Source organism: Marinitenerispora sediminis (genome assembly GCF_003336425.1).
Taxonomy (GTDB): Bacteria; Actinomycetota; Actinomycetes; order Streptosporangiales; family Streptosporangiaceae; genus Marinitenerispora; species Marinitenerispora sediminis.
Window position 1 is genome coordinate 26367 of sequence record NZ_QEIO01000044.1, and the last position, 11847, is coordinate 38213.

At 77.8% G+C, this 11847-nt stretch carries 7 protein-coding genes; 1 reads left to right on the plus strand and 6 read right to left on the minus strand.

The features are described 5' to 3' along the window. Positions 1-47: 47 nt before the first annotated feature. Positions 48-515: an ATP-binding protein gene (locus tag DEF28_RS10955; RefSeq protein ID WP_233515230.1), complete on the plus strand. Its 468-nt coding sequence runs from the start codon at positions 48-50 to the stop codon at positions 513-515. A gap of 129 nt (positions 516-644) precedes the next feature. On the opposite strand, the gene DEF28_RS10960 is transcribed toward DEF28_RS10955, so the two are convergent. The 6 genes from DEF28_RS10960 to DEF28_RS27505 form a co-directional block, all read right to left on the minus strand. Further along, positions 645-3560, minus strand: coding sequence for a hypothetical protein (locus DEF28_RS10960; RefSeq protein ID WP_114398798.1), 2916 nt, complete (start codon positions 3558-3560; stop codon positions 645-647). 20 nt (positions 3561-3580) lie between these two features. Next, complete coding sequence (locus DEF28_RS10965) at positions 3581-5836, minus strand: transglutaminase family protein (protein ID WP_114398799.1); 2256 nt, start codon at positions 5834-5836, stop codon at positions 3581-3583. Between the two features lie 13 nt (positions 5837-5849). Beyond that, positions 5850-6977 (minus strand): DUF58 domain-containing protein, encoded by a 1128-nt coding sequence (locus DEF28_RS10970; RefSeq protein ID WP_114398800.1) that lies wholly within the window; start codon positions 6975-6977, stop codon positions 5850-5852. Between the two features lie 77 nt (positions 6978-7054). After that, the gene (locus DEF28_RS10975; protein WP_309485826.1) at positions 7055-8083 is read right to left on the minus strand and encodes an AAA family ATPase; all 1029 of its coding nucleotides are present in this window, start codon (positions 8081-8083) and stop codon (positions 7055-7057) included. 67 nt (positions 8084-8150) lie between these two features. Further along, the gene (locus DEF28_RS28800; RefSeq protein ID WP_147280158.1) at positions 8151-10355 is read right to left on the minus strand and encodes a fibronectin type III domain-containing protein; all 2205 of its coding nucleotides are present in this window, start codon (positions 10353-10355) and stop codon (positions 8151-8153) included. 380 nt (positions 10356-10735) lie between these two features. After that, positions 10736-11847 (minus strand): hypothetical protein (locus DEF28_RS27505; protein ID WP_233515231.1); only part of this gene is annotated, 1112 nt, incomplete at its 5' end.

Below are 11847 nucleotides of genomic sequence, written 5' to 3' on the forward strand. Positions count from 1 at the left end.
GTGCCGCTTCGTCTCCCTCCTCCCGACCGCCCGGCCCGTTCCGGTACGTGCGGTGGGAGCCCCGGCTCTATCCCGGGCTCCTCAACCGCACCTCCCGCGTCCGGGCCGACATCCGCACCGACCTCAAGGGCTTCCCCGACGATCTGGTGGACGACATCGAGTTGGCCGCGTCCGAACTGCACGCCAACGCCGTCCGCTACACCGCCTCGGGGGAGCCCGGTGGCGAGGTGACCCGGCGCCTCTCGCTCCCCGCTCCCGGGCGGGTGCGGCTGGAGGTCACCGACGGCGGGTGGGCCGAGACCCGGCCGCGTGTTCCCGACCGGGACAGCACGCACTGGGTGGAGGCCGAGGGCCAGCGCGGCCTCCTGCTCATCTCGGCCCTGGCGGTCGAATGGGGCTACTACCAGGTGCTGCCGCACCCCTGGCTCAACCTCGGCCTGGGCGTGTGGGCGGACTTCGCCGTCGCTCCCGAGGCCGTCCCGCCCGGCCTTGACCAGTTCGTCTTCACGAGCTGACCGGCTCCCTCGGCGCAACGCGCAGCACGGCCCCCTCTTCGGTCCGCGCTCCCGCTGTCCGGGACTCGCCTCGGTGCGGACGGCGCCGGGCGGGACCGCGCGGCGCGGTGCGGGACCGGAAGGGCGCGGTCACACCCCCTGCTGGGACCGGTCGGTGCAGACCTCCTCGCTGGGGGCGATCTCGTCAACGCCGACGATGGCCATCACCGTGAAGCAGTAGTCCACCGAGGGGTTGAGCCCGGTGATCTCGACCTGGGTGGAGTACTGCTCGGCGCGGGCGAGGGTCTGCGGGGTGGTCCCCAGTGGGCCGCCGACGACGTAGTACTCCGCCCGGCCCTGGGCGTTGTCCTGCCAGCTGATCCGGACCGTGCTCCCGGTGTCCAGAGCCAGTTCGGCCCCGGTCGGCGCCAGTTCGGGGTTCACGCCCGCCTCCGGCGGGAGTTCCGTCATGTCCGGCGCGGTCGCCGGCGTGCTGACGTTCGGCGAGGGAGCCGGCTGCTCCGCCTGGCGGGAGGCCACGAACAGCGCGACACCGCCGAGCACGGCGATCACCAGGCTCGCGGTGAGCACCGAGCCGAGGACCAGCCGCCCGATGCCCGAGAGCTGGGCCCGCGCGTTGTCCGAGACCGAGGACGCGGGTTTCGGCGGCGCGGCGGGCACCTCGGCGGCGAATCGCGGTGCGGCGGCGCCGGTGTGCGCCGGCTGCGGCCCGGTCCACGCGGGCGGCACCGCCGGACCGCCGGTAACGCCGGCGCCGCCGGACGGCGCGGACTCGGCGGCCCACTCGGCACCGTACGCTCCGTGCCCGGCCGCCCAACCCGGTTCGCGCGGCGCGGCGTACGGACCGGAGCCGGTGCCCGCGACGCCGCCAGCGGCCCCGGGTCCGGCTTCCGTGGTGCGCGCCTGCGGTGCCGTGCCCGCCCCCGGACCGGCGGACCAGCCCTCCGCCGTCTCCGCGGCGGCACTCGGCTGGGCCTCCGCCCCCGTGGCGGCCGCATCCCAGGGATACTCGGACCGGGTCCAGGCACCGGAGTCGGCGGACCCGCCCGGCACCGTGCCGTCCGACGCCGCCGCTGCGGCATCGGCGGCAGCTCCGGCCGCCCGTCCGCCGTCCGCCGGGTACTGGCGGCCGGTCTCCTCGGCACCGCCGCCCGGAGCGCCGCTGGGCGCCCCGGTACCGGCCGTGCGCGGCTCGTCCTCCGGTGCCGCCGGCTCGGGCCCGGCCCCGGTGGCGGGGCCGTCAGCGCGCGGACCGTCCGATGCCGGAACCGCGCCGGCGGCGCGGCCTTCGGAGGCGAGGGAGACCGTGGCCTCGGCCGGAGGCACAGGCTCGGTCGTGTCGTCCGCCTGCGGCCGCGTCTGCTCAGGAGCGGCCGCCGCGGCGTCCGGTTCGGCGTCGGCCGGCGCCGAAGCGTCCACGCCTCCCGCGCCGTCCGGGGCCGACCCGGACTCCGGCATCCGGAAGTCGGGGAAGGACTTCGCCCACAGGTCGGCGGCGCTGAGCGGAGCCGCTCCCGCGGCTTCCGGCTCCGGCGCGGCCTCGTGGCCGGCCGGCTCCTCCTCCGCTGCCGGGGACTCCGCGAGCCGCGTCGTCGCCGCGTCGTCGGGCGCGGGCGGCCCCGGCTCCGCGTCGTTCTCCGTACCCCGGGCGGCCTCAGTTCGCGCCGCCTGCGGGACGTCGTCGTCCGGCTCGACCGGCACCGACGGGCGGCCGGTGGCCGGGAGCCGCGTCGTCGCCGCGTCGGGCTCGGCCCGCACCGGCTCCACCGGATCGGTGTCAGCCCCCGGCTCGGGCGCGGTCCGGTCCCCCTCCGCGGCGGGCGCCGCCTCCCGGCTCTGCGCCTCGGGGGCGGACCCGGACGCGTCCGGGGCGGACGCCGCGGCCGCGTCGCCAGCCTCGGCAGCGGCCTCCGCCTCCTCGAACCGGTACGCCGGGAACGGCGCCGACTGCGCACCGGAGGAGCCGGGGTCCGTGGTCGGCGCGTCCTGGCCCCCGAGGGCGGATTCGGGCTCGCTGGCGGGTGAAGCGTCCTCCGGAGTCCGCGGCCCACCGGCGGCCCAGGAGGACTCCGCTGCGGGTGCACCCGACGCGGTCTCCGGCTCGCCCGCCGGTGCGGGGCTCCGCCCGGGCTCCGGTCGCGGGCTCCGCTCGGGTCCGACGGTCGGGTCGGCCTCGGCCGGGGCGTCCTGCCGCAGTGCCTCCCCGGGTTCCGGTGCGGTGGCCCCCGGAGCGGGCACCGGTGCCTCCGGGACGCGGGACGCCGCGGCCGGCGGCCGGGAGCCGGCTGCCCCGCCCGTCCGGGCCGCCGCGAGGGCGCGGGCGAAGTCGGCCGCGTCCCGGTGCCGCTCGTGCGGCTCGCGCGCCATCGCGGTGCGCAGTACGGCCGCGAGTCCCGCCGGGACATCGTCCCTGGGGGCGTCCGGCAGCGTCCCGGCCGCCGCCCGGTCGCGGTAGCCGCCGGGCTCCGGCTCCTCGCCGGGGCCGTCGGCGAAGGGCGGGTGCCCGGCGAGCAGCGTCCACAGGGTGGACGCCAGCCGGTAGACGTCGGCGCGCGGCGACACGAGCCCACCGCGGAACGCCTCGGGGGGCACGTGGGCGAAGCCGCGCCAGTCCACCGTCATCGGCGGGAACAGCTCCCCCGCACGGCAGCTGACGTCCCGCCCGGGCGAGAGCTCCGCGCTCGCGCCGCGGATCAGCAGCGTCTCGGGCCGGACGTCGTTGTGCACCAGGCCGCCCTCGTGCAGCGATTCCAGTTCGGCGCCGATCGCCAGACCGGCCTCGACCACCTGCTCGACGGGCAGCGGCCCCTGCCGTCCCAGCAGCGCCGCGAACGAGTCCGGCGGCTCCTCCCACACCACCGCGTAGGGCGCGGGACGGCCGTCCGCCGCTGCCGGGCCGCCGTCGGCCGGGCGGAGGACGCGCAGGAGCACGCGTTCACCGCCCCGCTCGCCGTGCGCCCGGAAGCGCTCCGCGCCCACGCCGGCGGGGAGCCGCTCGGTGACGCGGTAGCCCGGGACGACCGGCAGATCGTCTTCAGCGGCCATCTCTCGTGTGCCCTCCAAGGTCATGACGCCCGCCAGAACAGCGGGCGCGGGTCGAGCCACCACAGCAGCCGGCGCGGCCGGGGCAGGCTCGCCCGCAGCGCGCGCAGGTAGGCACGCGTCTCGTCCGCCGCCTTCGCGGCGGGATGCGCCTCGATGGCTCCGGCGGGGCCGTAGCCCGCCTGGTTCACCGCCCGGTGCAGACCCCCGAGCCGGGGGCCGTCCGCGCTCTCGGGCAGCAGCCGCTCCGCCGCCGCGACCACCTCGGCGACGGTGCGCGTCCGGGAGACCGGCGCGCCCGCGAGGCGCAGGCCGTCGCGCAGTTCCCGCCACGCGCCCATCGTGCGGTCGCGCGGCGACGCGCGCAGGGACAGCCGCCGCCGTGCGCGTGCCGCCCGCAGCACGGGGACGAGCAGCACCACCGCGAGCGCTCCGCCGACGCCCGCCGTGGCCGCGATGGTACCGGTCGAACCGGTGTCCCCGGTAGCGCCCGGCGGGTCGGCGGGCTCGTGCCGGCGGTCGTCGGCGACGGTGTCGTCCTCGGGGTCGGCGGCGGTCCCGGAGCCGCCCTGCTCGGACGCCTGGTCGTCCTCCGAGGCGGCCTCGCGGCCTCCCGGAGTGACGTCGAAGGGCACCCAGCCCGCCCCCTGGAAGTACACCTCGCCCCACGCGATGGCGTCGCCGGTGGTGACCTCGAACTCGCTCTGGCCGCTCCGGGCGCCCGGTCCGAAGCCGACCACCACCCGGCTCGGCAGCCCCGCCTCGCGGGCCAGCACCGCGAAGGCGCTGGCGAACTGCTCCGAGGTGCCGCCTCCGCCGCGCTCACCGGGCGGCACCAGCATCCGCTCCAGGCGGGGGTAGCCGTGCCCGCTGGGCACGGCCGGATCGAACGTGTAGGTGTGCCGCAGGTAGCGCGCCAGGTTCACCGCACGCTGGTAGGGCGTGCCGTCGCCGGCCGCCTCGGCCGCGATGTCGGAGATCCGGCCCGGCACCTCGCCCGGGAGCTGCCGGTACCGGTCGAACACGCCCTCGCCGGGGACGCCGGCGGGTGCGAGCTCCTCGGGGACCCAGCCGGCGACGTCGCCCGAGACGCTGTAGCGCTGCCCGGAGGCGCCGGCGTCGATGCCGACCACGGTGCCGGACGCGGCGTCGTAGCCGATGTCCACGCCTTCGACGGTCCGGGGCGCCCCGACCACGGGCAGCCAGTTGCCCGGCAGCCGGTCCACCGCGATGTCGGCGCTGACCCGGGAGGCGTGCGGCACCGGCGGGTCGGGCTCGGCCAGCGTGCCGGCCGCCGCCTGGTAGCCGCGCTCGGGCAGCCAGGTGCTGCCGGTGAACTCCGCGAGGGCCACCCAGCGCAGCTCCACCCGGCGGTCCGACTCGACCGTGAGGAGCGGCTCGTCGGGGTCCGCGGCCCAGGTGGAGAGGTAGCTGAGCGGGTTGAGCGCCTGGTCGGTCCGCACGGGCGCGGTCACCCCGGCGCGGGGGTCCAGCGGCGCCGGCCGCCAGGAGGAGAGCGCGGCCGGCGCACCCAGCGCGGCCACCAGGCCGACCGCGACGGCGGCCACCGCCACCGCCAGCAGCCGGCCGCGTGCGGCCCCGCCGCGGGGAGCGCCCCCGGTGTCGAACCGGATCCGCGCCGTGGCGACGGCCGCCGCGCCGTTCGCGCGTTCGCCCCTCCCGTCCGACAGGGCCAGCAGGGCGACCGCCGCGACCGCCGCCAGCCCGACCGCCGGGTAGGCCGGCGGCCCGGCAGCGGCGTTCAGCACCACGGCACCGACCAGCGGCAGCACCCCGCACAGCACCGCGACGAGCGGGCGCGCCGCGCGCCAGGCCAGGGTGGCCGCCACGGCGGACAGCCAGGTCGCCAGGACGGGCAGCGCGAGCGTGTCGACGGCGACCGGGAGCGGGAGCGCGCCGGTGAGGATCCGGGCGCCCGACCGCAGCACCGCGTCCACCGCGCCGCCCAGCGGGTCCGGCACTGGGCCGGGGCGCCACACGGCGAGCGCCACGATCCCGGCGAGCGCCACCGGCAGCCCGGCCACCACGGTGGCGAAGGACGACAGGTGCCCGACCAGCGCCCGCGTGAGCAGGACCCCGCCCACCGCCCACCCGGCCGCGAGGCCGCCCACCAGCATCGGGTCGACGTAGCCGGGCGCCAGTGCGACCCCGGCCGCGGCGCTCAGCACCGCGAGGGCGACGTGCGCCGCCCACTCCCCCGGCCGAGACCGGGATCCGGACGGCTCCGCCGCCACGGGACGTGCCGTCACCTCGACCACGACGTCTCCTCCGTCACCGCGTCCACGGCGCCTCGTTCCACCGGTCGACGAACTCACCCGTGCTCTCGGCGTGCACCGCGGTGACACCCGGCGCGGGCGGCGGTGCGGCGGGTCCCACGACCGCGGCCACCAGGGCCGGGAACCGGTGCCGCAGCTCACCGAAGGCGCGCAGGTCCGTAGCGGACAGCTCCGGGCTGACCAGCACCACGGCGTCGCCGGCGGCGCGGTCGCGCACCCGGGCGCAGGCCGCGGCGAGGTCGGCGCCGCGGGCCGGGTGCGCCTCCGCGAGCAGGTCGAGCAGCGGCGGCAGCCCGGCGGAGCCGTCGGCACCGCGCCCGCTGAGCAGATGGACTTCGCAGTCCAGACCGGCGCGCACGGCGGTCGCGAGCACCGAACCGGCGGCATCCGCCACCTCGTCGAGGGCGGTCCGGCCGCCCGGGGCCACCCGGTCGTCCACCAGGACGGTGAGCCGCGGGTGCGAGGTGTCGGCGTACTCGCGCACGGTCAACCGGCCCCTGCGCGCGGTGCTCAGCCAGTGCACGTGCCGCGCCTCGTCGCCCGGCGCGTAGTCCCGCAGGGCGTGGAAGGTCAGCCCGCCGCCGCGCGCGCCCTCCAGCGCGCCGTCCGGGTCCGAGACCGCGCCGACGGGCAGGGCGCGCAGCACCCGCCAGTCCGGGTGCACCCACACGCGGTCGGTGCCGCCGCGGCGGCGGCGCCACCGGGCCAGCCCCAGCGGGTCGGCGCCGCCGACGCGCACCGGCCCGAGCTCGACCACGCCGCGGCGCTCGGCGGTCAGGTCGTAGCCGACCTCGCGGGTCTGGCCCGTCACGCGGAACACGGCGGTCCGGGCGCCGTCGGCGTCGGCGACGCGTTCGGCCAGCCGGCCCGGGCGGCGCCGTCCCTGGGTGTCCACGGACAGCCGCACCCGGGTCGCCGTCCCCGGCCGCAGCCGGGACGCGGCCACGGTCCGGGTCACGGTGGCCCGGGCCGGCGGCGCCAGCAGCACGAACGCCGCGGCGGCGGCCACGGCGAGCACCGCCAGCGCGCCGAGCACCGCGAGTTCGGCGTAGCCCAGCAGCGTTCCGGCGGCCAGCAGCGCCGCGCCGCCGGCGCCCACGATCCAGCCCCGAGGCGTCGGCATCAGTCCGCCGTCCCGTACCGCGCCGCACCCCGGCGGGGGCGGGCGCCGGGAGGCGTGCTCCGGTCACGGCCCGGCATCTACCGCCCACTCCCCACCGGGGCGGGCTGCGGGACGGCCGCACCGTCGAGCAGTTCGGCGAGCAGCTGAGTGCCGGTCCGCCCGCTCACGGCCGCCTCGGGCGTGAGGATCAACCGGTGCGCCCAGACCGGGTCGGCCAGCCGCTTGACGTCTTCTGGGGTGACGTAGTTGCGCTCCTCGCCCAGCGCGAGCACCTGGGCGGCCCGGACCAGCGCGGTCGTGGCGCGCGGGGAGAGCCCGACCCGGAGTTCGGGGTGCCGCCGGGTGGCGTGCGCGATGCCCAGCGCGTAGTGCAGCACGTCGTCGGAGACGTGCACCGTACGCGCCACCCGCGCGAACCCCTCGACGTCCTCGGGCCGGGTCACCGGCTGAAGGTCCTCGGCGGCGAAGAGGATCCGGCCCCGCATGATGGCGAGTTCGGCGTCGGCGTCGGGGTAGCCGAGCGACAGCCGCATGAGGAACCGGTCGAGCTGCGCCTCCGGCAGCCGGTAGGTGCCGTCCATCTCCACCGGGTTCTGGGTGGCGACGATCATGAACGGCGACGGCAGCGCGTACCGGGCGCCGTCGACCGTGACCAGCCGCTCCTCCATCGCCTCCAACAGCGCCGACTGCGTCTTGGGCGAGGCGCGGTTGATCTCGTCGGCCACCACGACGTTGGCGAACACCGGCCCCAGCCGGAACTCGAACTCCGAGGTGCTCTGGTTGTACACCGGGGCGCCGGTGACGTCGGAGGGCAGCAGGTCCGGGGTGAACTGGATGCGGCGCCACTTGCCTTGGACGCAGGCGGCGAGCGCGCGGGCCAGCGTGGTCTTGCCGACTCCGGGCACGTCCTCCAGGAGCACGTGCCCCTGGGCGAAGAACGCCACGAGCGCCAGGCGCACGACCTCGGGCTTGCCCAGCACGACCGAGTCGATCGCCGATGCCATCTGGTTGAAGAGGTCGGCGCTGGCCGCCACCTTCCTCGCGGTCGGAGCCCCGCCCGTGGAGCCGGAGCCGTCGGCGTCGTTGCGGCTGGTCGGAGTGGTCACGGTTGTTCCTTTTCGGATCGGGTCGGGGCGGAGGGCCGCCCCCGGCGCCGGCGCCGGGGGCTCCATGTCAGTTGGGCGACCGGTGGCACTGGATGTCGCTGGGCTCGCTGTCCTCGCTCGGGTTGCCGTCGGCGTCGACGGCCTGGACGGTGAACTGGTAGCAGTTGTCGCCCGCGCGCGGGAACGCCGTCGTCTGGTAGGGGACGCCGTCCACCACCGCCGGCTCCCCCCGCTCCACCGTCACGGGGGCGAACTGCCGGGCGCCGGACGCCCCGGGGGTGACGACGTACCCGGCGGCACCCGGCGACGCCCGCCAGTACACGTGCACGGTGGAGTCGGCCGTGATGTCGAACCACACGTCCTGCGGCGCGGGGACCTCGGGCAGGGTCACCGGCGCACTGGTCGCGGGCTCGCTCGTGACCCCGGCGGCGGTACGCGCCGCGACCTCGACCAGGTAGGTGCCGCCGGGGGCGAGGGCGGTGAGCACGATGTCGGTCTCGGTGGTCGTCCGCGTCCCGATCCGGCCGCCGTCGGGGGTCAGCGCCGTCACCACGTAGTCGACGTCGCCGTCCACGCCAGGCACCGGGTCCCACTCGACGCCGAGCGAGCTCGCGGTGCGTGCCTCGGCGACGACCCCCTCCGGCGCCGGCGGCGCCTGCTCGGAGGGCCGGACCTCGGGCGAGACCGCGGTCGGGCCGGCGCCGAAGGCGTTGGTGGCCTGCACGTAGAAGCGGTACGGGGCGCCGTTGGCCAGCCCCTCGACGACGGTGCGCCGCTGCGTGCCGGGCACGGTCACGCTGCCGCCGTCCCAGCTCACCACGTAGTCGTCGACGGCACCGGTGGGCGAGAACGCCTCGTACCAGGACACGGTGACGGACCCGTCGCCCGCCTGCGCCAGCACCGGGACGGGGGCGCCGGGTGTGTTGGCGCCGGCCGCGCCGCCGGTCCCGGTCCCGCCCGCGGGCACGAGCGAGCCCTGCGAGGGGGGTGGTGCGCCGCCGGGGGCCGGGGTCGGCGCCGGTCCGGGGAGTTCGGTGCCGGGATCGAGGTCGGGCGCGCGCGGCGGCGCGCCGCCGTCCTGCGGCGTGGCGGCGCCGCCGGGGGCCGGCGTGCCGCCCTCTCCCGGCGTCGCGGCGCCGCCCGGGCCGGGCGGCGGCTGGTACTTGTCGACCACCTGGGCCTCGCCGGAGGGGCCGACGACGACGGCGGAGCCGGAGTCGGGGGCGTTGACGAAGAGGTGGCCCTCGCGGACCTCCAGTTCCAGCCGTCCTCCGGCGTCGGGGACGGTGATCACGTCGGTCTGCTCGCCGCCGGGCGCGAAGACCCGCACGACGCCGTCCTGGGAGGACGGCAGGTAGACGCCGCCCTGGTAGGGGACCGCGACGGCGTCCTCGTCGGCCGCGCCGTCGGGCACCTCGAAGCTCTGCACGGCCGCGCCGTCGCGCAGGCCGGCCACGGTCAGGACCTCCCCGGGGAGCGTGACCGCGACGGTGGCGCCGGCGGTGCGGACGGGGACGCGGGCGTCCTCGAGCCCGGTACCGGCGGGGATCTCGACGGTGTCGCCGTCCCGGACGCCGACGAGGGTGTCGTCCGACCGGTTCACCGCCAGGACCCCGTGGTCGAGCACGCTGAGGGCGACATCGTCCCCGGGGTCGGCCACGGGCAGCGTCTCCTCGACCTCGGCGGTGCCGCCGGCCACGCGGATCCCCACGACCGTGCCCTGGCTGGGCGCGCCGAGCCAGAGGGTGCCGTCGTTGTCGAACTCACCGCCGACCAGCGGCGCCGGCAGGTTCAGGCCCTCGCCGGTCGCCTGCAGCGTGCCGGGGTCGACGGCGCGCACCTCGCCGCCCTGCCGGTCGAGGACCACGGCAGCGTTTCCGTCTCCGGACATCGCGAGTCCGAAGTCGCCGCTCTGGTCGACGTCGAGCTGCCCGGAGAAGCCCATCTGCGTGAGGTCGATCGAGGTCATCCGGCCGGTTTCGAGGTCGTGCAGGATGAGGTACTCGTCGTTCTGGATCACCTCGACCCGGTGTCCGGCGGACTCGGGGAGGTTGGAGACGGCCTCGACCCGGCCGTCCTGGGGGTCGATCTCGGTGGCGCGGCCCTCCTCGCTGCTCCACAGCCAGACCAGGCCGTCCGAGAGCTGCGCGGCCCGCCCCATGGCCCCCGCCCCGAAGACGGTGCACACGAGGGCGAGCGACAGCACCACGATGGTGCCCGACGAGGCACCGGAGCGAAGGCCCCGGATCACGGCGGCTAGGTGCTGTCGCACGGTGTCAGGTCTCCTGGTGGTCGAGGGGGGCGCGCTCATCGGGCAGCACGGGGGCGGCCGGGGCGGCGTGGATGGGCGACTCCACCGGGGCGACGTCCGAAGGCGGGCAGAATCATACTCCTACCGGGAAAAAGGTCCCTTGACACGACGAACAACACCACGTTAACCGCCGTCCTTCACCCCGGTTGCCTGTGGAGCGTTTGTTACCAGCTGCACCATGAGTCGCGAAGGCCGGGCGATGGCCGGTTCCGGTCAGTTCACCGGTTCGCCCGCCGGGGATTCCGGGGCCGCTCGGCCCGGCCCCCGCGCACGGTTGGGACGGTTCGCGCCGGCGGGCCGCGCCTCCGGGTCCCGCGGCACCGGTGAACGGCGTCACGGCGTCACGGCGTCGCGTCGACGGTGGCGGCTCCGACGCAGGCGGCGCCGACCAGGAGCAGGCAGAACCGGAACCCCGCGTCCTCGCACTCCTCGATCGGGAGGCCGATTCCCTCCGCGCGCGGACGCGCACCGCCGGACCCGGCGGCGGCCAGTTCGGTGACGGTGCCGACCAGGTCGTGGCCGGGGATCGCCACGAGGCGGTCGCCCGGGAAGCGGGGCTGCGGGTCGTCGTCGACGTCGTCGTCGCCGATCTCGCCCATCACCCAGGCCGCGCTCCTGGCCTGCGCCAGGTCGTGCTCCTCGAAGTCGGCCAGGCTCCGGGCCAGGGTTCCGGCGTCGAGGCGGCGCGGTACGGGCCCGCCGTCCCCGTCCTCCTCCCACCGCTCGGCCGCCAGCAGCCGCTCCCGCGGCTCCGACTCCGGCCACCACGCGCGGGCCGCGGCGTCCGCGGAGTCGGGGACGGCCGCGTCGACGTCGCGGCCGAACGGCCCGGTCCACGCCCGGACGTCCATCCGGTCGTTGTCGGTGAGCCACACGGACTCGCCGAGCAGCACCGCGGCGCGGTCGGCGCGCACCGCGAGGCCGGCCCGCCGGTACTCGGCCGCGGTGCGGGTGCGCGGCGGCGCGGTCCGGTCGGCCCGCCGGGCCCGGGTGCGGCCACCCACCGTCCGGGCGCGGCCCCGCGGGCGCCACGGACAGCCGGAAGGTGCCGCCGTCGAGGTCGCGGCCGAGCAGGTGCACCTCGTCGTCGCGGGCGGTGCCGTCCGGAGCCGCGGCGCCCCGGACGCGCAGTCGCGGAAGCCTTCGGCGAGCTCCCGGGCCAGCGCGGCGGCCAGCTCTCGGACCGGTTCGCCCGGCACCCCGGGCCCGGAGGAGAGCACACCGGTCAGCAGTCGGCCGACCTCGCCGGCCACCTCGCCGGCCGGCCGCGCGCGCTCCCAAGGCCGTCCCGGACGCCCGATCGCGTGGTTCAGCGGCTCGGCCGCCACCGGGCGGCGGTGCCCGGCCGGACCGCCGAACGCCTCGGGGAACCCGCCGTAGGCGGCGGCCTCGGCCGGCGCCGGCGGCACCGTCCAGGGCCGCTCCTCCGGCGGCGGCGCGCTCCCCGTGCCGG

Excerpts from the sequence above, each read along its gene's own strand:
- DEF28_RS10960 (WP_114398798.1), bottom strand. The coding sequence starts at position 3,560 with ATGGCCGCTGAAGACGATCTGCCGGTCGTCCCGGGCTACCGCGTCACC.
- DEF28_RS10970 (WP_114398800.1), bottom strand. The coding sequence starts at position 6,977 with ATGCCGACGCCTCGGGGCTGGATCGTGGGCGCCGGCGGCGCGGCGCTG.